This window comes from Candidatus Rokuibacteriota bacterium (assembly GCA_030647435.1).
Taxonomy (GTDB): domain Bacteria; phylum Methylomirabilota; class Methylomirabilia; order Rokubacteriales; family CSP1-6; genus AR37.
In genome coordinates this window covers 17,207-43,426 of sequence record JAUSJX010000123.1, presented here as the reverse complement: position 1 = coordinate 43,426, position 26,220 = coordinate 17,207, and the positions used below count along the sequence as shown (strand labels likewise).

General features: G+C 69.2%; 32 protein-coding genes. 15 read left to right on the top strand and 17 right to left on the bottom strand.

What is annotated here, in order from left to right:
- Positions 1–28: 28 nt before the first annotated feature.
- Positions 29–919, top strand: coding sequence for a DMT family transporter (locus Q7W02_21185; protein MDO8478660.1), 891 nt, complete (start codon positions 29–31; stop codon positions 917–919).
- Positions 920–1,044: 125 nt separating this feature from the next.
- Here the strand turns inward: Q7W02_21185 and Q7W02_21180 are convergent, their stop codons facing one another.
- Positions 1,045–2,253 carry an acyl-CoA dehydrogenase family protein gene (locus Q7W02_21180; GenBank protein MDO8478659.1) on the bottom strand — a complete coding sequence of 403 codons (1,209 nt, stop codon included), beginning with the start codon at positions 2,251–2,253 and terminating at the stop codon, positions 1,045–1,047.
- A gap of 32 nt (positions 2,254–2,285) precedes the next feature.
- Positions 2,286–3,374, bottom strand: a complete 1,089-nt coding sequence (locus Q7W02_21175; protein MDO8478658.1) for a Gfo/Idh/MocA family oxidoreductase — start codon at positions 3,372–3,374, stop codon at positions 2,286–2,288.
- A 134-nt stretch (positions 3,375–3,508) separates the two neighbouring features.
- On the opposite strand from Q7W02_21175, the gene Q7W02_21170 reads away from it, so the two are divergent.
- Positions 3,509–4,303, top strand: coding sequence for an enoyl-CoA hydratase/isomerase family protein (locus Q7W02_21170; protein ID MDO8478657.1), 795 nt, complete (start codon positions 3,509–3,511; stop codon positions 4,301–4,303).
- Positions 4,304–4,310: 7 nt separating this feature from the next.
- Positions 4,311–4,823 carry a gamma carbonic anhydrase family protein gene (locus Q7W02_21165; GenBank protein ID MDO8478656.1) on the top strand — a complete coding sequence of 171 codons (513 nt, stop codon included), beginning with the start codon at positions 4,311–4,313 and terminating at the stop codon, positions 4,821–4,823.
- Positions 4,824–4,956: 133 nt separating this feature from the next.
- Here Q7W02_21165 and Q7W02_21160 read toward each other — a convergent pair whose 3' ends face one another.
- The 3 genes from Q7W02_21160 to Q7W02_21150 form a co-directional block, all read right to left on the bottom strand.
- Positions 4,957–5,745: an SDR family oxidoreductase gene (locus tag Q7W02_21160; GenBank protein MDO8478655.1), complete on the bottom strand. Its 789-nt coding sequence runs from the start codon at positions 5,743–5,745 to the stop codon at positions 4,957–4,959.
- Positions 5,746–5,756: 11 nt separating this feature from the next.
- Positions 5,757–6,374, bottom strand: coding sequence for a CoA pyrophosphatase (locus tag Q7W02_21155; GenBank protein MDO8478654.1), 618 nt, complete (start codon positions 6,372–6,374; stop codon positions 5,757–5,759).
- 154 nt (positions 6,375–6,528) lie between these two features.
- On the bottom strand, positions 6,529–7,320 hold the full coding sequence (locus Q7W02_21150; GenBank protein ID MDO8478653.1) for an aldolase/citrate lyase family protein: 792 nt from the start codon (positions 7,318–7,320) through the stop codon (positions 6,529–6,531).
- A 42-nt stretch (positions 7,321–7,362) separates the two neighbouring features.
- Between Q7W02_21150 and Q7W02_21145 the strand changes: the two genes are divergently transcribed.
- The 6 genes from Q7W02_21145 to Q7W02_21120 all read left to right on the top strand — a co-directional run bounded on the left by Q7W02_21145 (position 7,363) and on the right by Q7W02_21120 (position 12,827).
- A complete protein-coding gene (locus Q7W02_21145) occupies positions 7,363–7,668 on the top strand; it encodes a DUF308 domain-containing protein (protein MDO8478652.1) in 306 nt (101 codons plus the stop codon).
- A gap of 22 nt (positions 7,669–7,690) precedes the next feature.
- Entirely contained in the window at positions 7,691–8,149 is a 459-nt protein-coding gene (locus tag Q7W02_21140) for a GatB/YqeY domain-containing protein (GenBank protein MDO8478651.1), read from the top strand.
- 165 nt (positions 8,150–8,314) lie between these two features.
- Positions 8,315–9,325, top strand: coding sequence for a nitronate monooxygenase (locus Q7W02_21135; GenBank protein ID MDO8478650.1), 1,011 nt, complete (start codon positions 8,315–8,317; stop codon positions 9,323–9,325).
- Between the two features lie 94 nt (positions 9,326–9,419).
- Positions 9,420–10,763: a M20/M25/M40 family metallo-hydrolase gene (locus tag Q7W02_21130; GenBank protein MDO8478649.1), complete on the top strand. Its 1,344-nt coding sequence runs from the start codon at positions 9,420–9,422 to the stop codon at positions 10,761–10,763.
- Positions 10,763–11,605 (top strand): SDR family oxidoreductase, encoded by an 843-nt coding sequence (locus tag Q7W02_21125; protein MDO8478648.1) that lies wholly within the window; start codon positions 10,763–10,765, stop codon positions 11,603–11,605. The genes Q7W02_21130 and Q7W02_21125 overlap by 1 nt, the downstream gene beginning before the upstream one ends.
- A 1-nt stretch (position 11,606) precedes the next feature.
- A complete protein-coding gene (locus Q7W02_21120; protein MDO8478647.1) occupies positions 11,607–12,827 on the top strand; it encodes a CoA transferase in 1,221 nt (406 codons plus the stop codon).
- A 38-nt stretch (positions 12,828–12,865) separates the two neighbouring features.
- Here the strand turns inward: Q7W02_21120 and Q7W02_21115 are convergent, their stop codons facing one another.
- The 8 genes from Q7W02_21115 to Q7W02_21080 form a co-directional block, all read right to left on the bottom strand.
- The gene (locus tag Q7W02_21115) at positions 12,866–13,093 is read right to left on the bottom strand and encodes a winged helix-turn-helix domain-containing protein (GenBank protein MDO8478646.1); all 228 of its coding nucleotides are present in this window, start codon (positions 13,091–13,093) and stop codon (positions 12,866–12,868) included.
- Complete coding sequence (locus Q7W02_21110) at positions 13,090–13,449, bottom strand: hypothetical protein (GenBank protein ID MDO8478645.1); 360 nt, start codon at positions 13,447–13,449, stop codon at positions 13,090–13,092. Before Q7W02_21110 ends, Q7W02_21115 begins: the two co-directional genes overlap by 4 nt.
- A gap of 423 nt (positions 13,450–13,872) precedes the next feature.
- On the bottom strand, positions 13,873–14,088 hold the full coding sequence (locus Q7W02_21105) for an Os1348 family NHLP clan protein (protein MDO8478644.1): 216 nt from the start codon (positions 14,086–14,088) through the stop codon (positions 13,873–13,875).
- A complete protein-coding gene (locus Q7W02_21100) occupies positions 14,085–14,276 on the bottom strand; it encodes a hypothetical protein (protein MDO8478643.1) in 192 nt (63 codons plus the stop codon). The genes Q7W02_21105 and Q7W02_21100 overlap by 4 nt, the downstream gene beginning before the upstream one ends.
- A gap of 5 nt (positions 14,277–14,281) precedes the next feature.
- Complete coding sequence (locus tag Q7W02_21095) at positions 14,282–14,596, bottom strand: putative quinol monooxygenase (protein MDO8478642.1); 315 nt, start codon at positions 14,594–14,596, stop codon at positions 14,282–14,284.
- A 32-nt stretch (positions 14,597–14,628) separates the two neighbouring features.
- A complete protein-coding gene (locus tag Q7W02_21090) occupies positions 14,629–15,090 on the bottom strand; it encodes a VOC family protein (GenBank protein ID MDO8478641.1) in 462 nt (153 codons plus the stop codon).
- A gap of 3 nt (positions 15,091–15,093) precedes the next feature.
- Entirely contained in the window at positions 15,094–15,516 is a 423-nt protein-coding gene (locus tag Q7W02_21085; GenBank protein MDO8478640.1) for a Lin0512 family protein, read from the bottom strand.
- Positions 15,492–16,517: an LLM class flavin-dependent oxidoreductase gene (locus Q7W02_21080; protein ID MDO8478639.1), complete on the bottom strand. Its 1,026-nt coding sequence runs from the start codon at positions 16,515–16,517 to the stop codon at positions 15,492–15,494. Before Q7W02_21080 ends, Q7W02_21085 begins: the two co-directional genes overlap by 25 nt.
- Before the next feature lie 168 nt (positions 16,518–16,685).
- Here Q7W02_21080 and Q7W02_21075 point away from each other — a divergent pair, with 168 nt between their 5' ends.
- Both Q7W02_21075 and Q7W02_21070 read left to right on the top strand, forming a co-directional pair.
- A complete protein-coding gene (locus Q7W02_21075) occupies positions 16,686–18,398 on the top strand; it encodes an amidohydrolase family protein (GenBank protein ID MDO8478638.1) in 1,713 nt (570 codons plus the stop codon).
- Positions 18,399–18,404: 6 nt separating this feature from the next.
- Complete coding sequence (locus Q7W02_21070) at positions 18,405–19,337, top strand: fumarylacetoacetate hydrolase family protein (GenBank protein ID MDO8478637.1); 933 nt, start codon at positions 18,405–18,407, stop codon at positions 19,335–19,337.
- Between the two features lie 16 nt (positions 19,338–19,353).
- Here the strand turns inward: Q7W02_21070 and Q7W02_21065 are convergent, their stop codons facing one another.
- Positions 19,354–20,631, bottom strand: coding sequence for an MFS transporter (locus Q7W02_21065; GenBank protein MDO8478636.1), 1,278 nt, complete (start codon positions 20,629–20,631; stop codon positions 19,354–19,356).
- A 114-nt stretch (positions 20,632–20,745) separates the two neighbouring features.
- Here Q7W02_21065 and ilvE point away from each other — a divergent pair, with 114 nt between their 5' ends.
- Positions 20,746–21,669: a branched-chain-amino-acid transaminase gene (gene ilvE / locus Q7W02_21060; GenBank protein ID MDO8478635.1), complete on the top strand. Its 924-nt coding sequence runs from the start codon at positions 20,746–20,748 to the stop codon at positions 21,667–21,669.
- Here ilvE and Q7W02_21055 read toward each other — a convergent pair.
- The gene (locus Q7W02_21055) at positions 21,659–21,913 is read right to left on the bottom strand and encodes a hypothetical protein (protein MDO8478634.1); all 255 of its coding nucleotides are present in this window, start codon (positions 21,911–21,913) and stop codon (positions 21,659–21,661) included. The genes ilvE and Q7W02_21055 overlap by 11 nt on opposite strands.
- A gap of 163 nt (positions 21,914–22,076) precedes the next feature.
- Here Q7W02_21055 and Q7W02_21050 point away from each other — a divergent pair, with 163 nt between their 5' ends.
- Both Q7W02_21050 and Q7W02_21045 read left to right on the top strand, forming a co-directional pair.
- Positions 22,077–22,400, top strand: coding sequence for a hypothetical protein (locus Q7W02_21050; protein ID MDO8478633.1), 324 nt, complete (start codon positions 22,077–22,079; stop codon positions 22,398–22,400).
- A gap of 81 nt (positions 22,401–22,481) precedes the next feature.
- The gene (locus Q7W02_21045; protein ID MDO8478632.1) at positions 22,482–23,372 is read left to right on the top strand and encodes a TauD/TfdA family dioxygenase; all 891 of its coding nucleotides are present in this window, start codon (positions 22,482–22,484) and stop codon (positions 23,370–23,372) included.
- On the opposite strand, the gene Q7W02_21040 is transcribed toward Q7W02_21045, so the two are convergent.
- Positions 23,356–24,903 carry an ABC transporter substrate-binding protein gene (locus tag Q7W02_21040; protein MDO8478631.1) on the bottom strand — a complete coding sequence of 516 codons (1,548 nt, stop codon included), beginning with the start codon at positions 24,901–24,903 and terminating at the stop codon, positions 23,356–23,358. The genes Q7W02_21045 and Q7W02_21040 overlap by 17 nt on opposite strands.
- 179 nt (positions 24,904–25,082) lie before the next feature.
- Between Q7W02_21040 and Q7W02_21035 the strand changes: the two genes are divergently transcribed.
- On the top strand, positions 25,083–25,181 hold the full coding sequence (locus tag Q7W02_21035) for a nitrate reductase cytochrome c-type subunit (protein ID MDO8478630.1): 99 nt from the start codon (positions 25,083–25,085) through the stop codon (positions 25,179–25,181).
- Positions 25,182–25,208: 27 nt separating this feature from the next.
- Here the strand turns inward: Q7W02_21035 and Q7W02_21030 are convergent, their stop codons facing one another.
- Entirely contained in the window at positions 25,209–26,138 is a 930-nt protein-coding gene (locus Q7W02_21030; GenBank protein ID MDO8478629.1) for an aldo/keto reductase, read from the bottom strand.
- Positions 26,139–26,220: the final 82 nt, after the last annotated feature.

The window sequence follows — 26,220 nt, the reverse complement described above, 5'->3', positions numbered from 1 at the left end:
GTGGCGTCTGGTATCGTAAGGACTCGGCGTGACTTTTCTCTCCCCGCAGGCAGTAGGCGCCCTCTGCGCGCTCGGCTCGGCGATCACCTGGGCGGTGATCAGCCTCCTCGTCCGCACCGTCTCCCCGCCGCTGGGGTCGGTCGCGGTCAGCATCCTGCGCTCGCTCATCGGCGGCTCGCTGCTCCTGGTGTGGGTGCTGACCGTAGGCGGGCTCGTGACCCTCGTCGCGGTGCCGCCGGGCACGCTCGCGCTCCTCGCCGTCTCCGTCATCATCGCGATCGGCGTGGGGGACGTCGCGTTCTTCGAGAGCGCGCGCTACCTGGGCCTGGCGCCCGCCATGACCGTGACCATGACCTACCCGTTGATCGGCGCCATCCTGGCGGCGATCTTCCTCGACGAGCCGATCACGCTCGCGGTCGCGGCGGCCTCGCTCGTCACGCTGTCGGGGCTCGCGCTGATCGTCTTCGCGCGCCCGGCCAGCGGCCCTCGCCACGGGCGCACCGGCTTCGGCCTGGGCGCGGCGACAGCCGCCTCCGTCGCGTGGGCCGTCTCCCTGCTCCTGCTCAAGCCCGCCATGGGCTCGCTGGACGCGGTGACGGCGCAGGCGGTACGGCTGCCGCTGGCCGGGCTCGTGCTGCTGGCGACGCCGTGGGGCTGGGGCGCGGCGACTCAGATGGGCCGCGCGGGGCGCGGCGTCTTTCTGCGCGTGGCGTTTCTCGGAGCGGTGACCGCCGGAAGCTCGGTGCTCTTCGTCACCGGGGTGAAGCTCGCCGACGTCGCGGTCGCGGCGGTGCTGTCCTCGACGTCACCGCTTTTCGCGATCCCGCTCGGGCTCGTCTTCCTCGGAGAGCGGCTGACCGCGCGCGCCGTCCTCGGCACGCTCGTTACGGTGGCGGGGCTGGCTCTGCTGCGGATCTAGGAGTCGCCCCTCACCCTACCCTCTCCCCAGAGGGGAGAGGGTCACGAAGGCCCCTCGGAGGGGAGAGGGTTCCGAAGACTCCCTCTCCCCCGTCGCGGGGGAGAGGGTAGGGTGAGGGGGCGGGGTTAGGCGTGCTTGCGCAGCTCCAGGCGGCCGATCTGGCGCCGATGGACTTCGTCCGGCCCGTCGGCGAAGCGGAGCGTGCGCGAGTGCGCCCACATGAAGGCCAGCGGGAACTCCTGGCTGACGCCGCCGCCGCCGTGGAGCTGCATGGCCCGCTCGACGACGGCCAGGGTCATGTTGGGCACCGCGACCTTGATCTCGGCGATGGCCTGCCGGGCCGCCTTGTTCCCGACCGTGTCCATCATGTAGGCCGCGTGAAGCACGAGCAGCCGCGCCTGGTCGATGTCGATGCGCGACTGGGCGATGCGCTCGAGCGTGATGTCGTTGTCGGCCAGCGGCTTGCCGAAGGCGATGCGCTTCGTCGAGCGGCGGCACATCAGCTCGAGCGCCCGCTCCGCGACGCCGATCTGGCGCATGCAGTGGTGGATGCGCCCGGGCCCGAGCCGGCCCTGCGCGATCTCGAAGCCCCGGCCCTCGCCCAGCAGCATGTTGGAGGCGGGCACCCGCACGTTCTCGAAGAGGACTTCTCCATGGCCGTGGGGGGCGTCGTCGTAGCCGAAGACCGTCAGCATCCGGACGACCTTGATGCCGGGGGCATCGCGCGGGACGAGGATCATGGACTGCTGCTTGTACTTGTCGGAGTTCTTGGCGTCGGTCTTGCCCATGAAGATCAGGACCTGGCAGCGCGGGTCGCCGATGCCCGAGGTCCACCACTTGTGGCCGTTGATGACGTAGGAGTCGCCGTCGCGCGTGATCGAGGACTCGATGTTCGTCGCGTCCGACGACGCCACCTTGGGCTCCGTCATGGCGAAGGCGGAGCGGATCTTGCCCTCGAGCAAAGGCTGGAGCCACTGCTTCTTCTGCTCGGGCGAGCCGTAGCGCTCGATGGTCTCCATGTTGCCGGTGTCCGGCGCCGAGCAGTTGAAGGCCTCGGGCGCGATCGGAGAGCGGCCCATGATCTCGCAGAGCGGGGCGTACTCGAGGTTGGTCAGCCCGGCGCCGCGCTCGCTCTCCGGCAGGAAGAGGTTCCAGAGCCCGCGCTCGCGCGCCTTGGCCTTGAGCTCCTCCATGATGGGCGGCACCTGCCAGCGCGTCGGCCCCTGGTTGAGCTGGTCGTGGAACACGGGCTCAGCCGGGTAGACGTGCTTGCCCATGAAGTCGGTCACCTGCTCCATGTACATCTTGGTCTTCTTCGAGTATTCAAATTCCATCGGGAGCCCCTCCAGGGTCGTGAGTGTGTGGCCTAAATAGACACCATCCGACCGTCCGACGCAATGGACTCGAGCACGGCGTCCAGGACGACCTGGGCGCGCATGCCGTCCTCGAAGGACGGCGATTCGGTCCGATTCCTGCGGACGGCGGCGAGGAAGCGCTTCACGAGCGGGGCGATGGTCGTCTTGCCGACGACTTCCATCGCGTCCCCCTCCCCCGCGCTCTTCGGCAAGCCGGCGGGCGCCTTGACCGGGACGAAGCCGCCTTCCTTTCCCGCGTGGCGCAGCTCGCCTCGCCACCAGCGGGGCTTGTCGCGATCGAGGCGATACTCGAGCGCGCCCTCGGAGCCGTAGGCCTCGATGGTTTGCTGGTTCATCGCCCGGGCGGCGCGGCTGGCGGTGAAGGCCACGAGGGCGCCCGAGACGAGCCGCGCCGTCACGTCGCAGTAGTCCTCCGCGTCGGTCGCCTTTCCGACCCCGGGCACGGTCTTCGAGGGGTAGGCGATGCCGGTCTGCGCGCTGACCGCCGCGATCTCGCCGAAGTGCCAGCGCACGATGTCGATGACGTGGACGCCCATGTCGCCCATGGCGCCGTGGCCGGCCTGCGCCCGATCCATGCGCCAGGTCGCCGGCGCGGATTCGTCGGCCCAGCGCGACCCCATCCAGCGGAGGTTGGCGTGGAAGAGCCGGCCGAGCGCGCCCGCCTCGACCATGGCGTGGAAGCGCTGCATCGCGGCCGTGTAGCGCCAGTTGAAGCCGGTCATCCCGACGCGCTTGGCCCGCGCGGCCGCCTCGATCATCGAGCGGCACTCGGACGCGTTCATGGCGAGCGGCTTCTCGCAGAGCACGTGGCAGCCGGCGGCGAATGCCGCAAGCGCGATCTCTTGGTGGAGGACGGGCGGCGTGGCGATGACGACGATCTCCGGCCTGGCCTGCGCGAGCAGGTCCTGCCAGCGCGCGAAGACGCGCGGCACCCCGTACCGGTCCGCGACGGCGCGGGCGGACTTCTCGTCGCGCTGGCAGACGGCCACGACCTCGCAGCCGTGGGCCTGGAAGGCTGGAATGTGGGCCCGGCCGAAGCCGAGCCCGACGATGCCGACGGTGCGAGCTGGCCGAGCCACGGTCATGTCTCCTCTCGGGGCGGAAGCATCGCCGGAGTATAGCGCACCGGGCGCGGCCACGCGGGGGCGGGGCCTGTCACGTCCCTTCAGCCGTGCTACCATGCGGCGACTCGAACGACGGGGAGGCACAGACCGTGGCAAACCAGGCGCAAGACTCGAGCGAAGTCCTCGTCACCCGCGACGGACCCGTGGTGACACTCACCTTCAATCGCCCTGAAGCCCGCAACGCGCTGACGTGGAACATGTACGAGCGGCTCTACCAGACATGCGAAGTGATCGACGCCGACGACTCCATCCGGGTCTTCGTGCTGCGCGGCGCGGGTGGCAAGGCCTTCGTGGCCGGCACCGACATCGGCCAGTTCAAGAGCTTCAAGACCGCGGAGGACGGGATCCAGTACGAGCGCGACGGCGAGCGGCGAACCGGCCGGCTCGAGCGCGTGGGCAAGCCCGTCATCGCGCAGATCGAGGGCTTCGCCGTCGGCGGCGGCTTCGCGATCGCCGCCGTCTGCGACATCAGGATCGCCACGCCGGAGTCGAGCTTCGGCTTCCCCATCGCGCGCACGCTCGGCAACTGCCTCTCGATGGAGAACTACTCGCGCTGCGTGGAGCTCTTCGGTCCCTCGCGGGTCAAGGAGATGATCATGCGCGCGCGGCTCATCACGGCCGAGGAAGCGCATGCCGCGGGCTTCGTCCACGAGATCGTGCCCGCGGCCGGGCTCGAGGCGCGCGTGAAGGCCGTCGCCGAGGAGGTCGCCTCCTACGCGCCGATTACTTTAAAGGTCACCAAGGAGGCCGTCCGCCGCATCCAGGAGCGCCGCCGCCTCGAAGGCGGCGAGGATCTGATCTCCCTCACCTACGCGAGCGCCGACTTCCGCGAGGGCATGAGCGCCTTCCTCGAGAAGCGGAAACCCCGCTGGACCGGGAAGTAGACGCCCCATGATCCGCAGCGTTCCCGGCCGCACCCCGCGCGTCCACCCGGGCGCCTGGGTCGATCCCTCCGCCCAGGTCATCGGCGACGTCACCATCGAGGAGGGCGCCAGCGTCTGGCCGCTGACCGTCCTCCGCGGCGACCAGGACAACTACGTCACGCTCGGGCGCAACTCCAACGTCCAGGACAACTCCGTGCTCCACGTCACGCCGGAGTTCCCCTGCATCGTGGGCGCCAACGTCACCATCGGCCACCGCTGCGTGGTCCACGCCTGCACCATCATGGACAACGTCCGGATCGGCATCGGCGCGGTCGTGCTGACGGGGGCCGTGGTGGAAGAAGGCGCGCAGGTGGGCGCGGGTGCCGTGGTCCCGCAGGGCAAGGTCGTGCCCGCCGGCTGGCTGGTGATGGGCGTGCCCGCCAAGCCGGTCAGGAAGATGAGCGAAGAGGAGCTCGAAGACATCCGCCGAAACGCCGTCGAATATCTCGAGCTCTGGCACCGCGACTACCGAGGCCGCTGAAAAGGGCCCATCTGCTTCGTTGGCGCCCTCGGCCGCACGCTCAACGTACAGAGAGTACGCCTCGCCTGCGGCCGTCGGTCGCCGCCTGCATCTGGAACCCTTTTGAGCGGCCTCGCCCAGCAGGAACTTTAGACTACTTCGCCCCCGGCGGCGCGCCCAGGTTGCGCGCGACTTCCAGGTCGCGGCTCTGGTCGCGTGTCCGGGTCGGGCTCAGCACGATCTCCTCGACCACGGTGCGCTCCGGCAGCGTCACACACATCAAGATGGCCGCCGCAACGTCTTCCGGCTGCATCATCGTGGCGCGGGCGGCGTCGTCGGGCGGTAGCGGCCGGTTCGACAGGATCGGCGTGTCCACCTCGGCGGGCATCACGGTGGTCGCGCGGATGCCCTTGTCGCGGAGCACGGTGTGGATGTGGCCCATGAAGTTGAGCACGCCCGCCTTGGCGGCGCCGTAGGGCGCCCCGCCGATGAGCCCCGGCCGGAGCGCCGCGTACGAGCCGACCGTGACGATGGCACCGCCGCCACGCGCGATCATGCTCGGCAGCACGGCCTGCGTCAGCGCGTACACCCCGGTCAGGTTGACGGCGATCACGGCGTCCCAGTCCTCCTGCCCCACCCAGCGGGCGTTGCGCACCTTGCTGGAATGCCCCGCGTTGTTGATCAGGATGTCCACATGCCCGAGCTCCTTGACGACCCATTCCGCCAAGGCGCGCCCTTGCGCGGGCTTGGCGACATCGGCCTCGCGCGCCACCGCCCGGCCGCGAGCCTTCGTGATCTCATCCACGACGGCCTCGAGAGGCAGCTTGCGCCGGCCCGCGACGACAACGTGCGCGCCTTCGGCGGCCAGCATGAGCGCGGTGGAGCGGCCGATGCCGGTGCCGCCGCCGGTGACGATCGCGATCTTCTCGTCAAGCTTTCCCATACGGTCTCCTGTCAGCGCCACGCCCAAACGGGCTGTTCGAGATGGTCAACGCGCGTCGGTCGGCCGTGAGACACGACCTCGCGCATCTGGTAGATGACGGCCGCCGTGGGCGCGTGAATGAGACTGCCGAGGAGGGGCACCTGGATGACCGGCCGGTCGCTCTCTGGGATGCTGACGAAGCGCGGCACGTCGGGAGCGTCGAGGTCTTCCAGCGGGACCATGTGCACGCGCGCCACCTCGGCAGGGTTCGGAGCGAGCGCGCCGGGATCATCGGCCCAGAAGACAACAGGCGTGATGACGAACCCCGAGCGCGTCGGGTAGTCGTCGAGGAGCCCGAGCGCCGTCCCCGCGCCGAGCTTGAGCCCGACTTCCTCGTCGAGCTCGCGGAGCGCCGCGCCTTCCGGGCTCTCCCCCGCGTCCATCCGGCCGCCCGGCAGCGCCCACTGCCCCGTGTGGGCGCGCAGTGTCGGCGCGCGCTTGGTCAGCAGGAAGCAGCCGCGCCCCTCGTCATCGGGAAGCAGGACCACGGCTACCGCCGCGGCCTTGCGCCCCTCGACAGCCACGGCCCGCCGGTCGAAAGCGGCAAGATTCGCGCGCGCCCTCTCGAGCAGCGCCAGATCGAAGCGCACGCCTAGCCTGCGTTATTCACGAACGCCCGGTCCGCGTTCTCGCCGCCCCCTCACCCTGCCCTCTCCGGGGGCGAGGGGACCGAAACGTCTCCCTCTCCCCCGGAGAGGGAGACGGTCGGGGTGAGGGTGGCGCTGTCTTCACGCATAATCCGGGCTAGTAGGCCGGGAGCTTCCCGCCCGCGGTTCCTGTCTTGCGGACGACTCCGATTTCCTCTGCGGCCTTGGCCGCCATGAAGCGGCTGTCGCTGGCGAGCGTGACGAACTGGTAGCCCTCGGCGATCATCTTGACGGCGTAGGCTGCGGTCGCGTTGTGGATGCCCGCGACGACGCCGTGTTTCTTGCACGCCTTGGCGATGACCTGCTGCGCCTCGACCACCGGCGCGTCCGTCTGGTCGAGCCGCGGCTTGCATCCGAACGCCAGCGACAGGTCCGACGGTCCGACGTAGACCGCGTCCACGCCCGCCACGCTCAGGATGTCGTCCAAGTTCTTGAGCGCCTCCGCCGTCTCGATCATGGGCATCACGATGACGTCCTCGTTAGCGCGGTCGCCGTAGTCGGCGCCCATGTACAGGCTCGCGCGTACGGGGCCCCAGCTGCGGTAGCCGCGCGGCGGGTACTTGCACGCCTGGACGAGCGCCTCGGCCTGCTCGCGCGTGTTGACCATCGGGCAGATGACTCCGTAGGCGCCGGCATCCAGGATCTTCATGATGCGGGCCGGGTCGTTCCACGGCACACGCGCCAGCGGAATCACCCCGGTCGTCGAAATGCCCTGAAGCATGGACACGCCGACCTGGTAGTCGACCACGCCATGCTGCATGTCCACCGTCAGCGAGTCGAAGCCCTGATGAGCCATCACCTCGGCCGAGAAGCCCGACGGAATGGACAGCCATCCGTTGACGGCGGCCTCGCCGCGCTTCCAGATCGTCCTGAGCGTATTCTCGCGCACGTCACTCTCCTTTGAATAGGGGGATCACAGACGACCGCGCTATTGAACCGCCCGCGCCCCTGCCTGTCAAGGACACGACCGCGTGCTATACTCCCGCCCGGTCAACGCCCGAGCCCCACACGAGGAGGACAGAACCTTGGCGACCGCGCCACCCCGCAGTCTCACGGCTGGACGCTCCTGCTGCTCTGGGGCGCGTCCTGGGTCATCCTTGGTCTCTTCCTGGTGACCCACCCCCTGGTGGGCATGCTCGCCTATGTCCCGACGCTCGGCATCGTCGTCATCGCCGGCGGCATCGTGACGATCGTCGCCGCCTTCCGCGTCAAGGGCGCGATGGCGGCAGCGGCCTGAGATTTCGCACCCGACGGATCCCATGGCGCTCGAACAGGAGCTGACGAACCGGCTGACGCAGGCGATCAAGGGCAGGGACGCGCGCACCGCCGATGTGGTGCGCATGCTCAAGACCCGGCTCCAGGAGCGACGCACCGCCAAGGGCTTCTCCGGCCAGGTCGACGACGCCCTCGTCCTCGACGTCATCGGCGCCTACCGCAAGCAGCTCCAGAAGGCGATCTCGGAATACGAGAAGGTCGGCGAGCGTGGCGCCGCGCAGGCCGCGCAGCTTCGCTTCGAGCAGGAGTTCTGCGAGGGCTACCTGCCGAAGGGGATGGACGAAGCGGCCGTACGCGCGCTCGTCAAGGAGCGGCTTGCTACGCTCGGCATCGCCGACGCCAAGCAGGTCGGGCGCCTCGTCGGCGACATCATGAAGACCCACAAGGGCCAGGTCGAGGCCGGCGACGTCAAGCGCATCGCGGAGGAGCTCCTGAAGGGCTGAGCGGTCCGCCTCCTACAGCCCCGGGATCTCGTAGTTCACGATGATCCTGAACTCGTTCTGAAGCCGGGGCGCCCCCGTGCTCGCGAGCGCCGCCGACTCCCCGATTGCCACCGGCACCACCGCATGCGATAGTGGCCGCCGAGCCAACCGGGAGGGAACATCGCCATGGCCACGAAGACACGCAGCAACCTGCACACGCCGCTCTGCGACCTCCTCGGCATCCGCTATCCCATCTGCCAGGCGGGCATGGCCTTCGTCGCCCGCTCCTCCCTGGCGGCGGCCGTCTCCGCAGCCGGCGGGCTTGGCGTCATCGCCGCGGCCCACGGCACCCCCGCCCTGCTCCGCGACGAGATCCGCCGCGTGCGCGATCTGACCGACAAGCCCTTCGGCGTGGACGTCCTCTTCGCGACCATCAGCATAGCCGGTGACGAGGTGGAGCAATTCACCGACCAGGTCAAAGGGTGGACAGACGTGACGCTCGAGGAGCGGGTGCCGGTGCTCATCGCCGGGCTCGGCAATCCCGGCCCCGTCACGGCCGAGGCCCATCGGCTCGGCATCAAGGTCATGGCCCTCTGCGGCAACGTCAAGCAGGCGCGCGACCACGCCGCCAACGGCGTCGACGCCGTCATCGCGCAAGGCCACGAGGCCGGCGGGCACACCGGCCGCATCGGCGGGATGGTGTTGATCCCCGCGGTGGTGGACGCGGTGGCGCCGACGCTGGTGGTGGCGGCCGGCGGTGTCGCCGACGGGCGCGGGCTCGCCGCCGCGCTGGCGCTGGGCGCCGTCGGCGTCTGGATGGGCACGCGCTTCATCGCCACCCACGAAGCCTACGGCCACGACAACTACAAAAAGAAGATCGTCGCCATCGACGAAGAAGGCACGGTGGTCCATCGCGGCGCCACCGGCAAGCCCTGCCGCGCGATCCGCAACGACTTCACGCGCGAGTGGGAGAAGCGCACGGCCGAGATCCTGCCCTTTCCGCTCCAGGCGCAGCGCGTGGGCTTCCCCGCCGCCATCCGGGCGCGCGAGGAGGGCGACATCGAGAACGGCCACGCCGCCTGTGGCCAGAGCGCGGGGCTCATCAGCGAGATCGTGCCCGCGCGCGAGCTGATCGAACGAATGATCGCCGAGGCCGAGGCCGCGCTTCAGCGCCTGGCCTTCGGGGTCAGGTCTTGAAATACGACATTCGGGCGATTGCGCTTGGCCAGTCACCACCTGCAGAAGCAGAATGTCGTATTTCAAGACCTGACCCCAGATCCGAGGAGACCCCGTGACCGACCCCAAGAGCGTCGAGACCGAAGCGACGGAGCTGCTGTGCACCCTCATCAGGAACGCCTGCGTAAACGACGGCACGCCGGAGTCGGGTCACGAGGAGCGCAACGCCGACGCGATCGAATCGTATTTCGCGGGCTCGGGCCTCTCCTTCGAGCGCCACGCGGCCGGGCCCGGAAGAGTCAGCCTCATGACCCGAATAATCGGCAGCGACCCCAAGGCGCCCACGCTCCTCCTCATGGGTCACACCGACGTGGTGCCCGTCAACCCATCCGGCTGGGAGCGCGATCCCTTCGGCGCCGAGGTGGTGGACGGGATCGTCTGGGGCCGCGGGGCCACCGACATGCTCAACATCACGTCCACCATGGCCGTGGCCACGCGGCGGCTGGCCAAGAGCGGCTTCAAGCCGCGCGGGACGCTGATCTACCTCGCCGTCGCCGATGAGGAAGCCGGGAGCGTCTACGGCGCCAGCTACCTGACCCGCGAGAAGTTCGACGCGGTCAAGGCCGACTACGTGATCACCGAGAGCGGCGGCGTGCCCATCCCCACGCCCTCGGGCATCAAGCTGCCGGTGACAGTCGGCGAGAAGGGCGTCAACTGGCGGCGGCTCGTGGTCAAGGGCACGCCCGGCCACGGCTCGATGCCCTTCCGCACCGACAATGCGCTCGTCACCGCGGCCGAGGTGGTGCGCCGGGTGGCCGCCTACCAGCCCAAGCCGAAGATTCTCGACGAGTGGCGACGCTACGTGGCCGAGCTCGAGCTGCCGAAAGAGCTCGAGGCGGCGCTGACCGATCCCGGCCGCGTGCTTGAGGCCGTGCGCCACCTGGAGCCGCTGGGGCTGGCGCGCATGGCCCATGCGTGCACCCACACGACCTTCTCGCCGAATGTCGTGCACGGCGGGTCCAAGATCAACGTTATCCCCGACCGCATCGCGATCGACATCGACATCCGCGCGCTTCCCGGCGTGAGCCCGCTCGACGTGGACGCCATGCTGAAGGAGGCGCTGGGCGATCTCGCCTCGCGCGTGGACATCGAGGCCCCGCGAGGCCAGGAGGGCTCGACGACCTCGCTGGACACCCCGCTCGGCGAGGCGCTCTCCCGGGTGACGCAGGCGCTCGTGCCCGGCAGCAAGATCATCCCGCGGCTCACGGGCGGCGCCACCGACTCGCGCTTCTTTCGCTGGAAGGGCGTGCCGTCCTACGGCTTCGCCCTGCACTCCCGGCGCATCCCCTACACCGACTACCCGCTCATGTTCCACGGCAACAACGAACGCATTGACACGGAGAGCCTCCGCCTGTCGGCCACCATGTGGGAAGCGCTCTGCCGAGACTTCCTGGCCTGATGGCGCCGGCGTCGACGAGACCGCTCGACGGCCGCGTGGCCGTCGTCACGGGGGGCACGCGCGGTATCGGCCGCGCCGTCGCGCTCCGCCTGGCGCGCGACGGCGCCCACTGCGTGCTGACCTACAGGCGCAGCGCGGATCTCGCGGCCGAAGTGGTCGCCCAGATCCAACTCGAAGGCGTCAAGGGCCTGGCACTCCCGCTCGAGCTGGGCCGGCCGTCAGACGTGCCGCCCGTCGTCGAGCGCGTCGGCGAGACCTTCGGTCGCGTGGACATTCTCGTCGCCAACGCCGCGGCCACTTCCTTCCGCCCGTTAATGGACCAGAAGGAACAAAACGTCCGCCGCACCTTCGCGATCTCGGTGGACTCATTCATTGCCGCAATCCAGGCGGCGCGGCCTCTCATGCGCGGCCGCGCCGGCCGCATCGTAGCGATCTCGGGCATCGATTCCTTCCAGGCCATGCCCGGCCACGGCCTGCTGGGCGGCGCCAAGGCCGCCGTCGAGAGCCTCGTGCGCTCCTTAGCGCTCGAGCTCGGGCCCGAGGGCATCACGGTCAACGGCGTTAACCCGGGCATGATCACCACCGATTCTTCACGCCGGTACATCGAGAGGGGCCTCGGACGCGACTACGAGGCGGCGATGGCGGCCCTCGCGGCGAGAACGCCCGTGCGGCGCACCGGCACCGCGGAGGACGTCGCCGACTGCGTCGCCTGGATCGTCTCCGACGGCGCGGGCTTCCTCACCGGCCAGACCATCCTGCTCGACGGCGGCCTGACCATCGTCTCTCCCCTGGCCGGGCTCGCCAGTGTCTCTCCCCTGGCCAAGCTCGAAGGTGGAGCCTGATATGTCCACGGCGGCGCCCGACGATTCTCTCCCGCTGAGCGGCCTGCTGATCCTCGACCTCACCCGCGTCCTCGCGGGCCCGTACTGCACCCGCCTGCTGGCCGACATGGGCGCGCGCGTCATCAAGATCGAGCGTCCGGGCCCCGGCGAGGAGACGCGTTACAACCCGCACCAGCTCGAGCCCGGCCGCGACGACCAGAGCACGTACTTCATCCGCGTCAATGCGGGCAAGGAGAGCGTGGCGGTGGACCTGTCCCACGCCGAGGGCCGCCGCGTGGTGCTCGACCTCGCCCGCCACGCCGATGTCTTCATCGAGAACTTCACGCCGGGCGTGATCGCCCGCCTCGGCTGCGACTACGACGCGGTCCGCCTGGTGAAGCCCGACATCGTCTACTGCTCCATCTCAGGCTTCGGGCAGACGGGCCCGTGGCGGCTCCGCCCGGCCTTCGCGCACACCATCAATGCCATGTCCGGGCTCATGCACCTCGAGCAGGGCGACGAGCCAAACCCTCGGGCCTCGAACCTCCAGGCCGCCGACATGCTGGCCGCGACCCATGCTTCCACCGCCATCCTGGGCGCGCTCTGGCGACGGGCGCGCACGGGACGCGGCGCGCATCTGGACGTCTCCATGCTCGAGGCCCTCGTGGCTTCGGACAGCGTGACCTTCGGGGCCGTTCTCAACGGCGGCCAGGAGCACGGCAATCCGCGGCCCGGCATGGTGGTCCACAAGATCGGTCACCGTTACCTGGCGTTCCAGGTCGTGGGCGGGCCCGAGCTCTGGCCGAGGCTGCTCAAGGTGATGGAGCGCCCGGAGCTGGCGAACGATGCGCGTTTTGCGACGGCGGATGCGCGGCGGACGAATTGGCGCGCGCTCCGCGAGGTAATCGGCCGGTGGCTCGACGACTTTGCGAGCGTGGACGCGGCGATCGACGTGCTCACCAAGGCGCGGCTGCCCTGCGCGCCGGTCCTGCGCCCGGCCGAGGTCATCGCGGCGCCGCAGCTGGCCGAGCGCAAGTTCTTCCCGGCGCTGTCGCATCCGGCCCGCGGGGACGTGCGCGTGACGGCCAGTCCCTACCACCTCGACGGCAAGCCGGTCCACCCGCAGGGCCCCGCCCCGCATCGCGTGGGCCAGCATACCCGCGACGTGCTCGCGCATCTCCTGGGCTATGACGAGGAGCGGATCGCGGCCCTGCTCACCTCCCGCGTCGTCGAGGCGCCGTAGCCGCGCGGCGGAGACGCCGGCGGGTCAGGCGCGGGACGTCAGGCCACCAGCTCGACCTGGACGATCCTCACCCGGCCTTCGCGGGCGAGCATGGCGAGGAAGGCGGTCGTCGCCCCCTCGGAGAGGCCCAGTTCCTCGCTGAGCTCGTTCACGGTCGCGGAGCCGTGCTCCCTCAGGCAGTCGAGGATCTCGCCGTCGCTGTCGTCCCACCAGTTCTCGGGGTCCAGCTGGTCTACCGGTCTGCGGTCGAAGCGTTGCGCGATCATGGCCTTCTCCACGGGCGAGCCAGTGCCATCGGCAGCCGCGCTCTCGCGTCTTGATCGAGGCAGGAGCGCCGGCAGTACACGTGCGTCGGCGGGTCGAACACGCTGCAGCTCCGCACGGCCACGGCCCGCCGAAAACCGATCAGCCCGTGCTCTTCGAACTCCACCTCCACCTCCCGCTGAGCCTGGGCGCACCAGAAGCGCCGACGGCGCACGGCCCGGGTGGCGATCGGCAGCAGCAGCACCGCGAGGGCGGCGGCAACCCCGGCCCAGATCAACACACCCCATCCAAGCATGCTCGGCCTATCCACCCACGCCACCTGGACATCCCACCCTGGAGAAGCGATCGGCCAGTCCATGAGCCTCACCTCCCGCGAGCATGAAATGCAAGCGGGATGCCGCGGCAACGGCAAAAGGAACGATGGAACATCGCGGGGTTGCTCGGCCCCTGGCGAACGGAACGGCAACGCGATGATGCCCCGAGGCCACAGTTGAGGAAGCCGCGCCTCAGCCCGGCGCGACCGGCAGTTCCCGAGCCAGGGAGCCGAATGCTTCAGTGAATTGGCGCATGCGGCTCATTGACCGAAAGCACGATGGCGGCGTCGAATGGGCATGGTGGGAGTCGTCAGGGTTTGGTCATCGGGCGATGCCCGCTGAGCCGTAAAGCTGTACCAAGGTCCCGGCCATTCGCTGGGACGCGCCCAGGCTGGAGGCCTGCCGCACATCTGCCCGGTGGACGGGCTCGCGTCGCCGTCCACCGGGCAACTTTATTCCTGCTGCGCTTAGTGGCCGCCGAGACCTGGGATGGAGATCAGCAGGTGGAGCGAGCCGCCCAGCTCGTTCAGCCGCCGCGAGTGCCAGCGGACGAACGCCTCCCGCTCCTCGTCACTTAGCTCGGCGGCGGTCAGCGCCCCCGCGGCGTCGTCGCGGAAGCGGGCGCGGAAGGCCGGGTCCTTCTTGAGGCGGTAGAGGAGGACGTTGACCTCGTAACGGCTCATGGGAGCGCCCACTCGAGTGCGGCGAGGTCGATGCGACTGGCCGGGATCGCGTCGAAGGAGAAGACGTTCAGGTGGTCGTCGGCGATCAGCTCCTCGACCATCCGGCGCCCGTGGGGACCCACGTTCTTGCCGTAGTAGTCGGGATAGAGCACGTGCGACATCGCCGCCGCGTAGACGACCTTGCCCATCGCTCTTACTTGCCCCAGTACGCGCGCGCCGCCGGGAACACGGTCTGGCAGCGGGTCGGCTCGGTCGGCCCGTCCAGCGTGTCGGCGACGGCCTTCCAGATGGCGTAGTGCGGCGTGGCGCGATGGGCTTCGAGCGCGGCCTCGTCTTTGTAGACCTCGTAGAAGTAGTAGACGTTCGGGTCCTTCACGTCCTGGAGGACGTTGAAGCGGAGACACCCGGGCTCGTCCCCCTCGGAGCCGAGCGCGTCCACTTCGATCGCCTTCAGGAAGCGCTGCCGCTCCCCCGGCTTGATGCGCGCCTTCACCCAGATCGCCAGCATGCTCGCCTCCCCAATATGATCAAACAGTATGGTCAGACGCCCTGCGTAGTCCACCGGGCGACCTCGGCTTCGAGGTCCAGCGCCCTGGTCCCGACAGAAGTGCCTCCCGGCACCGTCCAGAAGATCTCGAACTCGAGGCCGTCAGGGTCCTTGGCGTACAGCGACAGGCTCACGCCGTGATCCGACGAACCGACCAGCGCGCCCGCCTCGGCGAGCCCCAGCCGCGCCCGGACCAGATCGGTGATCTCCCCGACCTCCCACGCCGAATGGTACATGCGTGCCGTGTGCTCGTCGGGTCTCGGGATCCCCGGCTGCTCGAAGAGACCCAGGTTGTGGTCGTCGGCGCTGCCGGGAATCCTCAGGAAGGCCGCGTTGGGATACCGCCGCTTCACCTCGAAGCCCAGGACGTCGTGATAGAACCGAACGCTCCGATCGACGTCGGAGACCCACAGCACGAGGTGCTGCAAGCGCTTGAGACCGATGCCGGTGGTCATAACTCAGCCCTCCCCTCGCCGCTCGCCTCGCCTGCGGCTCGCAGGGAGCGTCTCGGCTCGAACTCCATGTGACGCCTCCGGGTACTCGATGCTGACGGTGATGGCCGCGCACGCGATGATCGTGTCCGCGCCGGGCACGCTCAAGCCTCCGCTGACCGCGCGGACCGTCACCTCGCCGTGAGGAAGCTCGCGCCGGACTATATCGATATTGACGGACCCCGGGTCGGGAACCGCAACGGTGACGTCGACCAGCATCTTCCCGCCGCGCTCCCGCACCTCCTGGAGCAGCGGCAGGCTCGAATGCCGGATCGCGTCCGATACCGCGCGGCAGGCGGCCTTCGTGGCGTCCCGACCGTGAACGTCCACGCCCATGCCGAACTCGAGGACAGACGCTTTTGCCGTCACGCTCCACCTCCAGGCGGACATAGCGCGGTGAGATGCGGCATGACCTCGGTGCTGAAGAGGCCGATGGACGCCGCGGCCTCCGTCTCGCTCATCACGCCGAACATCAGCCGGCAGACGAAGTAGGTGCAGCGGCTCGCGGCGACCTGGCGCTCGATCTCCTCGCGTACCCGCGCGGGGGTGCCCGCGATGGCGACGCCACGCTGGCGCGCCTCGTCGAAGTCCCGGGCGAAGCGGATGGGGACGGAGCCGAAGTCGCGCCAGAGCTTGGTCAGGTTCGCGTACCACGCGGCGTAGCTCGGCCGCACCAGCGCCTCGGCCTGCGCGTCGGTGGGCGCGACGACGATGTGGCGCGAGATGCCGAGCTTGGGCATGCCTGCGCCGCCGTGCTTGCGCTCCCAGACCTCTCGGTAGCGCTCGAAGAGCGGCGCCGACACCTCGCTCGGGCCGTTGGTGAGGACGTGGACGCGGTTGGTCGCCGCCCACTCCGCGCCGGCAGCGTGGCTCAGGCCGTACCAGAGCGGCGGGTGCGGCTGCTGGAACGGCCGGAGGACCATGGGCACCTTCCGGTAGGTGTAGCGCGGCCCGCGGTGGTCGAGCACCTCGCTCTGAAGCCCCTGCAGGATGACCTCGAGCGCCTCCTGGTAGATCTCCTCGGTCTCGAGGTGGTGCAGATTGAAGTACGCCATCTCGTAGGGAACGATCCCGCGTCCCACGCCGAAGTCGAAGCGCCCCCGCGAGAGCTGGTCCAGCATGCAGACTTCTTCGATCAGCCGGAGCGGGTCGTAGAGCGGCAGGCAGTACACGCAGGGACCGAGACGGATGCGCCGAGTGCGCTGGGTGGCGGCCGCGAGGAAGATGCCCGGAGAGGGCGCCAGCCCCAGTGGAGTCGCGTGGTGCTCGGCCAAGTGGTAGGAGTAGAAGCCGGCCGCGTCGTACGTCTCGAGCAGGCGCAGCCGGCTCTCGTAGAACTCGGCGAGCGGCACGTCCCGCCGGTCGAGATGGTCGAAGACGCCTATATCCATATTGGGTCCATATTGGCGCTCAAGGAGTCTAGGCACGCCCCGGGGCGATGTCAAAGCTGATTCCTAACCGCTTGAGTACGCCAGAACGTGGAGTACCATAGGCCAACTTTAACGAGCGCGGTGCCCCAAGGTCCTGTCTCCAAGGTCCTGACCAGGGAGGAGCGGTTCATGTCCTATGACCTCGTAATCAAGAACGGCTGGGTGGTGGACGGCTCCGGACTGCCCCGGTACCGCGCCGACGTCGGCGTGAAGGGCGGCCGCATCGCCAGCATCGGCCGCATCCGGGAGTCGGCGCGCGAGATCATCGACGCCGAGGGCCAGGTCGTGTCGCCCGGCTTCGTGGACGGGCACACGCACATGGACGCCCAGGTCTTCTGGGACCCGCTCGGCACCTCCTCCTGCTGGCACGGGATCACCAGCGTGGTCATGGGCAACTGCGGCTTCACCCTCGCCCCCTGCGCCAAGGCCGACCGCAACCTGGTCATCCGCAACCTCCAGCGCGCCGAGGACATCTCCGCGGAGGCGATGGAGGCGGGCATCGACTGGACGTGGACCACGTTCGCCGAGTTCCTCGACACCGTCGAGGCCCTGCCCAAGGGCATCAACTACTCCGGGTACCTCGGCCATTCCGCCCTGCGCACCTACGTGATGGGCGAGCGCGCCTTCGACCGACCGGCCACCGAGGATGACCTCAAGGCGATGGAGAAGGAGCTGCGGAGCGCCCTCACCGCCGGCGCCATCGGCTTCACGACGTCGCGCTCCGCGAGCCACGAGACCCCCGACCGCCGCCCCGTCGCGAGCCGCGTCGCCGCGTGGGACGAGGTCCGCCGTCTCGTCGGCGCGATGGGCGAGATGAACGCAGGCATCTTCGAGATCGCGGGCGAAAGCGTGGACCGCGAAGTGGGCCACCCCGGCCTCAAGGACTATCAGCGCCGGCTGCGCGAGCTGGCGGTCGAGACCGGGCGCCCGGTCACCTTCGGCCTCTTCAGCCGGAAGGACGCGCCCGATATCTGGCGCACGTACGCCGCGCTGCTCGATGAAACCGCCGCCGCCGGCGGTCGCATGTTCGCCCAGGTGCACAGCCGCTGGCTCTCCGCGATCCTCTCCTTCAAGACCCAGCTGCCGTTCGACCGCCTGCCCGTGTGGAAGGAGCTGCGGGCGCTGCCTCTGGAAGACCAGAAGCAGCGGCTCCGCGATCCGGAGCTGCGCCGCCGCCTGGTCGAGGCCGCGCGCGAGCGCGACAGCCGCAAAGCTCTCGGGACGGAGGCGCGGCCGCCCATCTACGACTGGATCTTCGTCATGGACACGGTCGAGGGACCGCACCGCTCCGTGGCGGACGTCGCGCGCCAGCGCGGGGTCGACCCGGTCGAGGCCATGATCGACGTCGCCCTCGAGAAGGACCTCGACCTCTTCTTCCTCCAGCCCATCGCCAACGAGAACCAGGACCACGCGCTCGAGCTGATCAAGCACCCGCGCACGGTCGTGACCTTCTCGGACTCGGGCGCCCACGTCTCGCAGCTCATGGACGCCTCGCTCCAGACGCATCTGCTCAGCCACTGGGTGCGCGCGAAGCAGGCGCTGACGCTCGAGCAGGCGGTCCGCATGCTGACGTTCGACACAGCGACTCAGTGGGGCTTGACGGACCGGGGCCTGATCCGTGAAGGCTTCGCCGCAGACTTCGTCGTCTTCGACCCGGCCACGATCGGCCCCGAGATGCCCGAGGTGGTCAACGACCTGCCCGCCGGCGCCAAGCGCCTCACCCAGCGCTGCCGCGGCATCGCCGCCACCGTGGTGAACGGCGAGGTCCTGCTGCGCGACGGCAAGCACACGGGCGCCCTGCCGGGGCGCCTCCTTCGCGGGCCTCTCGCCGCGAGGGCCTGAGCGGGCGTGAAGCTCCTCTTCTTCGACGATTTCAAGCTCGGCGTCCTCAAGGGGGACGCGGTCTTCGACGTGTCGCACGCCGTCCGGGGCATTCCGCACAGCGGGCCGCACGACCTGATCAGCGCGCTGATCGCGCGGTTCGACGAGCACAAGGAGCGTCTCGAGGGCGCGGCCGCCCGGGCGGAGAGCGTGCCGCTCCACAAGGTCAGGATCCGCCCTCCTCTGCCCAAGCCCTGCAACATCGTCTGCATGGCGGTGAACTACATGGAGGACGGGACCCGCGCGGAGCCCGCCCCCACCAACGCGTTCCACAAGTCGCCGCTCAGCGTGATCGGCGACGGCGACACCATGGTGCTGCCCGACGTCCCCGCCACCATCTTCGAGGGCGAGGCGGAGGTGGCGGTGATCATCGGCAAGCGGGCGTCCAACGTTCGGGCCTCGGAGGCCATGGACTACGTCTTCGGGTACACGAACTTCATCGACGGCTCGGCCAGGGGCCTGCTGCCCGCCGGCAACACCTTCTACCAGATGAAGTCGCGGGAGACGTTCGCCCCGATGGGCCCGTACCTGGTCACCGCCGACGAGGTGCCCGACCCCCACAGCCTCCAGATCCGGCTCTGGGTCAACGCGGTGCTCAAGCAGAACTTCAACACCAGCGACATGGCCCACAAGATCCCCCGGTGCATCGAGTGGGTCAGCTCCATCCATCCGCTCGAGCCCGGTGACGTGCTCGCCACGGGCACCAACCACCGGGGGCTCAGCGCGTTCCAGGACGGGGATCAGATCGATCTGGAGACGGACGGGCTGGGCCGGCTGCGCCTGCACGTGCGCGATGACCTGAAGCGCACGTGGGCCAGGGAGACGCGACTCGACCGGCAGGAGAAGAAGCTCGAAGGGACGACGCCCCAGCTGACCGGCAAGTACGCGCCCGCGCGCTAGCGCGTGAGCGGACCGCTCAGCGCCGAGCGCGGCCCGAAGTCGCGACCGCGAAGAGCGCCCAGCTCACCAGGACGACCCCCGGCGCCGCCCCGAACGGCACGGCGTACGACCCGCTCAGGTCGTAGAGGAATCCCGCGGCGGCCGGCCCCAGCGCGGCTCCGGAGCGCCAGCCGAGCGTCAGCACGCCCATGATGGCGCCGATCGCCCGCACGCCGAACACGTCGGGGATGACCTTCGCGATCATCGTGTCCGCCGCCGCGAAGCCCGCCCCGAACGCCGCCAACGAGCCGAACAGCGTCTCGCGCGAGGGCAGCCACAGGAGGGCCAGCAGCGCCAAGGCCTGGACGGCGTAGGCGATCCGCATGGTCGTGACGGTGCCGATTCGATCGGACATGGCGCCCGCGGCGACCCTCCCGACCACGGAGCCGATGCCGTACGCGGTGAGCGCGAGCGAGGCGTCGGCGAGGCTGACACCCTGGTCGCGCGCGAACGGCACGATGTGGACGGTGACCATGAACGCGAGGCCGCCGAGGAGGAGCCACGCGACGTTCAGGCACCACTGGCGCGAGTCGGCGAGCGCGTCGCGGAGCGTGGCGCCCGACCCGTGACCGTGCGCGGGCCTGCCGGACCGGTGGGCGACATCCGTCGCGTCCGCTTGTCCCGATGGCTGTCCCGAGGGCTGTCCCGACGGCCGTCCCGACAGCAGGCGAAGCGCCGCCGCTTCCGACGGGCGAGGCAGGCGGACGGAGAGCGCCGCGAGCATCGTGATCATGCCGGAGCCTCCACCGAGGAGCGCGTAGGCCACGCGCCAGCCCACCTCAGCGATGAGCCACGCCGCCAGGGGACCGCCCAAGATGTACCCAAGGTTGAACCCGACCAGGACGAGGGCCAGTGCTAAGCCGCGGCGCTCGTCGAACCATCGCGCGACCGTTGTCGCGCTGAGCAGGTAGAAGCTCGACATGCCCACGCCGCCCAGCACGCCGACGAAGAGGTAGAGCTGCCACAGCGCGCCGACCGTCGAGACGAGGGCGAAGGCCGCGCCGGCCAGGGCCACCGTCGGGGCGAGGAGCACGCGGGGCCCGTGGCGGTCCGCGAGAGCGCCGATCCCGAGGCCGGCCAGGCCGCCCAGCACCAGGTTGATCGAGAGCGCCGTCGAGATCGCGCCGCGGCTCCACCCGAAGGCCTCCGCGAGGACCGGCAGGAACACCCCGTAGGCGGCGAGCGGGGTCGAGATGCCGCAGGTGACCACGAACAACGCGGCCACGGTCAACCGGCGACGGACGGTCGGGCGCATCCTGAGACTCTTACCACACCTCACAGTCGGCTTCCCAACACCCACCGATTCCTGATAATCTCGTCAGAACGGATCGGTCGGCGAAGGGCACCCACTACGGAGGAACTGAGCGCGATGAAGACAGAGTTCAAGATCTGGATGAACGGCAAGCTCGTCCCCCAGGCGGAGGCGGTCCTGCCCGTCAACAGCGCGGCGGTCTTCTACGCCAGCAACGTCTTCGAAGGCATCAGGGCGTACTGGAACGAGGCCGACGGCGAGCTGTACGCCTTCAGGCTGGCCGAGCACTTCGCCCGGTTCCGCGAGTCCATGAAGATGATGCGCTTCACGATCCCCTACCAGGATCTGGACCTCTACGAAGCGGTCCGCCAGGTGCTGAGCGGCAACGAGGCCCGCGAGGACATCCACATGCACCTGGTCGCCTACGTCGGCGGCCCGGGGCTCGAGGCGACCTCGCCTACCGGGATGTACATCAACCCGAGGCGCCGGCCCCGCATCGGCGACGGCAACGGCCTCAAATGCTGCGTCAGCTCGTGGCAGCGCACCTCCGACAACGCCATCCCGATCCGCCTCAAGTGCGGCGCCAACTACCAGAACGGCAGGCTCGCGGCGCTCCAGGCCAAGGCCGACGGCTACGACTCGCCGATCTTCCTCAACCAGCACGGCACGGTGGCCGAAGGCACCGGCGCCACATTCTTCATGGTCCGCAAGGGCAAGCTCGTCACCCCGCCCGTGACGAGCGACATCCTGGAGTCCATCACGCGGTCAACGCTGATCGAGTCGCTCTGCCCTGCCCTCGGCATGGACGTCGTGGAGCGGGGCATCGCGCGGACCGAGCTGTACGTGGCGGACGAGGCTTTCTTCTGCGGTAGCGGCTACGAGATCACGCCCATCCTGTCCGTGGACCGCTTCCCGCTCGGTGACGGCAAGCTCGGGCCCGTCACCCAGCGCCTGCTCAACACCTACATGAACGTGGTGCGCGGCACCGACCAGCGCTTCCCGGAGTGGCGCACGCCGGTCTACCGGCCCGTCACCGTGTGACCTTCCGCCGGGCGGCCGCGATCTCCTGCTGGACGGCATCCCGTCCCGCGAAGTCGCGGCCCGCCCGGCGGTACCAGTAGCGCGCGTTGTCGAGATCGCCCTCGAGCGTGTGCACGATGCCGTGCAGCCACGCCGCGAGGTTCGATCGCTCCGCCTGGACGATCTCGTGGGCCTGCTGCCACGCACCCGACTCAAGGAACTCGAGCGCCTTCGCCAGGACGTCACCGGATTTGGAAGTTTTCATGGAAAGCATGACCACCGCGCACATCCTGCCAGATGGCCGGAATCAGGTCAAACCGGCGCCCAAGACCACGCTGTTGTTGACAAGTGATGTGTCCGCTACTGGCTAGGCCTGTCCACACCTGGACACACTCGCACACGGTCTGGACCTGGGATAGATAGGGACCATGACCTCCGTCGAGTACCAGCAACTCGTTGAATTCCTGGGACGCCAGTTCACCGAGGTCGACCGCCGGTTTGGCGAGGTGGACCTCCGGCTCACCGAGCTGCGACAGGAGGTGCTCGGGCACTTCGATGCGATCTACCACCGCTTCGAGCGACTCGAGCAGGAGTACTACGCGATCACGCAGGCCCTGCGCCGGATCGAGGCGGGGCTCGCCGACAAGCGCGGTCGACGCGAGATCCTCGAGCGCGCCCTCGCAGAGCTGAAGCAGCACATGGCTGCGCTCCAGTCCCGGATCGAGGAGATCGAGCAGCGCCTTGGACGTTAGAGCGCCCGGCCGGTCCGGGCACAGGTCCCCCACGCAGGATCACGCTGACTCCCCGCCCGGGGTCGTCCTAGGCTCATGCCCATGGCACTGACCTTCCGGAAGCTCCACCCGCACTTCGTGGCCGAAGTGGGCCCGGTCGACCTCCGCCAGGTCCACGATCCCGAGACCCTTGCCCGGATCCGGGCGGGGATGGACGAATTCGCGGTCCTGGTCTTCCACGATCAGCCGTTCGCCGACGACGAGCACCTCGCGTTCGCGCAGCGGCTCGACGGCCTCCTGCACACGAAATCGGGGAGCAGCGCCCTCGTGAAGAACCGCTTCGGGAATGAGGCGCTCGGCGACATCTCGAACCTCGACGAAAACGGCGAGGTCATGAAGTCCGACAATCGCCGGCGCATGTACGGGCTCGGCAATCGCCTGTGGCACACCGACGCCTCCTTCCAGGATCCGCCGGGACGGTACTCGATGCTCTCGGCGAAGGTCGTCCCACCCGTGGCCGCCGATACGGAGTACGCCGACATGCGCGCGGCCTACGACGCGCTCGACGCTCAGATGAAAGCCCGGCTGGATGGCCTGCGGGTCCATCACTCGATCGCCCACTCGCGCCAGACGCTCGGCTTCGAGTTCTCCCAGGACGAGCAGGAGGCCTTGAAGGGCGCTGTCCATCCGCTGATCCGGACGATCCCGCGCTCGCTGCGCAGGTCGCTGTACGTCGCTTCGCACGCGTCGAGGATCATCGACTGGCCGGTCCCGGAGGGGCGGCTCCTCCTGCGGGACCTGATCGAGCACGCGACCCAGCCGGAGTTCGTCTACCGCCATTCCTGGCGCGTCGGGGACCTCGTGATCTGGGACAACCGCGCCACGATGCACCGCGCGCGGCCGTTCGACGACACGAAGTATCGCCGCGAGCTGCGCCGCGTGACAACGCTCGATATCCCCGAGCCCGCCCACACTCCTAGCGCGAGGGCTTGAGCTTCAGATCCTCGTAGGGCGCCGAGTAGGAGAATCCCTTGATGTGGTTGACACACGCTTCCTCGACGCGCGGCCCGATACCCCAGGGGAAGGCCAGCTCGTAGATCGGCACGTGCATCACGCGGTCGTGCATGATCTGCTGGATCTGGTAGAGCATGGCCTCGCGCTTCTTCCGATCCAGCTCCCGGGCCTGGCGCTGGTAGAGATCTTCGATCTCCGGCACGACTCCAGAGGAATAGATGCCGCCCTTGGTCACGTACACCTCGATCCGTGTCGCCGCGTTGCCGGCAGGGGCGCCCAGGCCCATGATCACGCCCTTGATCGTGTGCTCGCGCCACGCAGTGAGGAAGGCGGCGCGCTCCATCGTGCGCAGGCGCGTCCGGATGCCCACCGCCTGGAGGTAGTTACCGATCGCCTCGGCCAGCGAGAAGAACGGGGGAAACGGGGTCAGGTCGCCGGCGTCGAACCCGTTGGGGTAGCCCGCCTCGGCCAGCAGTTTCTTGGCTTGGGCAGGATTGTAGGCGGGCGGTTCGTAGACCCGCGCGAAGTCCAGGCTCCGAGGGATGAGGGCGCCGGTGGTGCGCGAGAGCCCGAGGGTCTCCGCCTGGTTGAGGGCATCGCGGTCGAGAGCGTGGCTGGCCGCCAGCCGCACGCGCCGGTCATGCCAGGGCGACTTCGGATCCCACTGCTCGGGCAGGTCCAGGAACACGACGCCGGGAGGCATGGAGGCGGCCAGCCGCAGCCCCGGCGTCCGCTTGATCTCCTGGGCCAGCGGCCCGCTCAAGAGATAGACGAGATCCACATCGCCCGCCTTGAGGGCCGCGGCGCGGGTCGTCTCGTCCGGCATGCTGCGGAACACGAGCCGCTTGATGGAGGGGACTTTTCGCCAGTAACCCTCGTACGCCTCCATGATCAGCTCCACCCCCGGCGTGAAGCTCACCACCTTGTACGGCCCCGCACCGATCGGCGCCTTCTTGAAGCCGTCGTCGCCCACCTTCTCGACGTAGCGCTTCGGCACGATCCACGCGGCCCCCGTGGCGGACGTGCCGTAGAAGGTCATGAAGTCGGGCCACGCCTCCTTAAGATGAAAGCGCACTCGGCCGGGATCGACGATCTGGATCTCCTTCACCCGGTCCTTGAGGAGCTTGGCCGCGGCGCCCCGGTACCGATCGAACGAGAACTTGACGTCCTCCGCCGTCACCGGGTCGCCGTTGTGAAACTTTGCGCCCTTGCGCAGGACGAACTCGTAGGTCAGCCCGTCCTTCGACGCCGTCCAGGACTCCGCCAGGCTCGGCGTGTTGTCTCCGGCCGGCATGGGCTTCACCACCGCGTCGTGGATGGCGTACAGCACCATGAACTGGTTGATGAACGCCTCGGTGTCGGCCGGATCCAACCATTTCGTGACGAGGGTGACGTGAAGCCCCCAGGTCATCGTCCCCTCGGGGGCCGCCGCGGCGGGCCGGGCGAGGGCCGGGAGGAGCAGCAGGACGGCCAGCGTGGCGATCCGTGAACGGGCGAGCAGTGGTCTCATGGGCTCCTCCGGGCGCTATCCTAGTCCACATCCCGGGGCCTCCGCCATCCCGCTCCCCCCTGCCCTGTTACGTTCGCACTGCTGATCTGCGTCAGTGCTCGAGAGACCGAGTCGGATTAATATCAAGCCGTGATCGCACGGACCGCCACTACACCAACTACCGCAATGCCCCCGACCGCGTGGGCGGCCGGGCGGCCGGGCCGCGCTACGTCTGCGTGTCCTGCCACGCCGCCAAGACCGACGCGCCGAACCTGGTGGGGAACCGCTTCCGCCCCTGAGCGCGCCCGGTCGCCCGCGCCGGCGCCTCAGAGCCGGCCGATGAACTCTTCCATCCGCCGGCGCGTCGCCGCGTCCGGCAGCCTGCCCTGCGCGGCGCCGAGATTGTCGAGGAGGTAGTCGACCCTCGCGGTCCCCGGCACGCAGCAGGTGACCGCCGGGTGCGACACGATGTACTTGAGGAAGAACTGGGCCCAGCTCGCGCAGTCGAAGCTGCTCACCCAGGGCGGCAGCGCCTTGCCCTGCACCGCCTGGAAGAGCCGGCCCCGCCCGAACGGCAGGTTGATCATCACCGCCATGCCCCGATCGGCCGCCAGCGGCAGGATCGTGGCCGCCGCTTCCCGGCTGTCGAGCGCGTAGTCCACCTGGATGAAGTCGAGCGTCTCGGCCCGCATCGTCCGCTCGAAGTCCGGATACTGCCGCGGAAACGAGGTGGTAATCCCCACGTAGCGGATGCGGCCCGCCTGTTTGAGCTCGCGCAGCGTCCGGAGCTGTGTCGCCGTGTCGCGCAGGTTGTGGACGGCGATGAGATCGACGCGGGAGGTCCGCAGTCGCCGGAACGACGCCTCGATCTCCTGGATCCCCGCCTCCCGCCCCGTGGCGCCGACCTTGGTGGCGAGGAAGAGCGACGCGCGGACGCCCAGCTCGCCCACGAGCTCGCCGACCACCGCCTCGGCGGTGCCATAGGACGGCGCCGTGTCGACCACCTTGCCCCCCCGCTCAGCGAGCTGGCGCAGAACTTCTCGGAGCGGCGCCATCTCGGCGGGCGTCGTCACCTTCTCCCATCGCCTCGCCGTCCCGATGCCGATCACCGGCAGGCGCTCGCCCGACGACGGAATGGCTCGCTCGATCAACGGCCCCGGCTGGGCCCAGAGCCGTCCCGAGGACAGCAGGAGCGCGGCGCCCGATCCGATACCGGCTTTGAGCAGCTCCCGGCGAGTCGTGAACACGTCTAGCACTCCGTATCCGGCTGAACGGGACATGACCGCCTTTTTGTCAATTTGCACCCCAGCTTAGCTGGATCGAGCCGAGAGAGATGAC

Excerpts from the sequence above, each read along its gene's own strand:
- Q7W02_21180 (MDO8478659.1), bottom strand. The coding sequence starts at position 2,253 with ATGGAATTTGAATACTCGAAGAAGACCAAGATGTACATGGAGCAGGTG.
- Q7W02_21165 (MDO8478656.1), top strand. The coding sequence starts at position 4,311 with ATGATCCGCAGCGTTCCCGGCCGCACCCCGCGCGTCCACCCGGGCGCC.
- Q7W02_21160 (MDO8478655.1), bottom strand. The coding sequence starts at position 5,745 with ATGGGAAAGCTTGACGAGAAGATCGCGATCGTCACCGGCGGCGGCACC.
- Q7W02_21140 (MDO8478651.1), top strand. The coding sequence starts at position 7,691 with ATGGCGCTCGAACAGGAGCTGACGAACCGGCTGACGCAGGCGATCAAG.
- Q7W02_21135 (MDO8478650.1), top strand. The coding sequence starts at position 8,315 with ATGGCCACGAAGACACGCAGCAACCTGCACACGCCGCTCTGCGACCTC.
- Q7W02_21125 (MDO8478648.1), top strand. The coding sequence starts at position 10,763 with ATGGCGCCGGCGTCGACGAGACCGCTCGACGGCCGCGTGGCCGTCGTC.
- Q7W02_21120 (MDO8478647.1), top strand. The coding sequence starts at position 11,607 with ATGTCCACGGCGGCGCCCGACGATTCTCTCCCGCTGAGCGGCCTGCTG.
- Q7W02_21115 (MDO8478646.1), bottom strand. The coding sequence starts at position 13,093 with ATGATCGCGCAACGCTTCGACCGCAGACCGGTAGACCAGCTGGACCCC.
- Q7W02_21110 (MDO8478645.1), bottom strand. The coding sequence starts at position 13,449 with ATGGACTGGCCGATCGCTTCTCCAGGGTGGGATGTCCAGGTGGCGTGG.
- Q7W02_21105 (MDO8478644.1), bottom strand. The coding sequence starts at position 14,088 with ATGAGCCGTTACGAGGTCAACGTCCTCCTCTACCGCCTCAAGAAGGAC.
- Q7W02_21100 (MDO8478643.1), bottom strand. The coding sequence starts at position 14,276 with ATGGGCAAGGTCGTCTACGCGGCGGCGATGTCGCACGTGCTCTATCCC.
- Q7W02_21095 (MDO8478642.1), bottom strand. The coding sequence starts at position 14,596 with ATGCTGGCGATCTGGGTGAAGGCGCGCATCAAGCCGGGGGAGCGGCAG.
- Q7W02_21090 (MDO8478641.1), bottom strand. The coding sequence starts at position 15,090 with ATGACCACCGGCATCGGTCTCAAGCGCTTGCAGCACCTCGTGCTGTGG.
- Q7W02_21085 (MDO8478640.1), bottom strand. The coding sequence starts at position 15,516 with ATGTCCGCCTGGAGGTGGAGCGTGACGGCAAAAGCGTCTGTCCTCGAG.
- Q7W02_21080 (MDO8478639.1), bottom strand. The coding sequence starts at position 16,517 with ATGGATATAGGCGTCTTCGACCATCTCGACCGGCGGGACGTGCCGCTC.
- Q7W02_21075 (MDO8478638.1), top strand. The coding sequence starts at position 16,686 with ATGTCCTATGACCTCGTAATCAAGAACGGCTGGGTGGTGGACGGCTCC.
- Q7W02_21065 (MDO8478636.1), bottom strand. The coding sequence starts at position 20,631 with ATGCGCCCGACCGTCCGTCGCCGGTTGACCGTGGCCGCGTTGTTCGTG.
- ilvE (MDO8478635.1), top strand. The coding sequence starts at position 20,746 with ATGAAGACAGAGTTCAAGATCTGGATGAACGGCAAGCTCGTCCCCCAG.
- Q7W02_21055 (MDO8478634.1), bottom strand. The coding sequence starts at position 21,913 with ATGAAAACTTCCAAATCCGGTGACGTCCTGGCGAAGGCGCTCGAGTTC.
- Q7W02_21050 (MDO8478633.1), top strand. The coding sequence starts at position 22,077 with ATGACCTCCGTCGAGTACCAGCAACTCGTTGAATTCCTGGGACGCCAG.
- Q7W02_21045 (MDO8478632.1), top strand. The coding sequence starts at position 22,482 with ATGGCACTGACCTTCCGGAAGCTCCACCCGCACTTCGTGGCCGAAGTG.
- Q7W02_21040 (MDO8478631.1), bottom strand. The coding sequence starts at position 24,903 with ATGAGACCACTGCTCGCCCGTTCACGGATCGCCACGCTGGCCGTCCTG.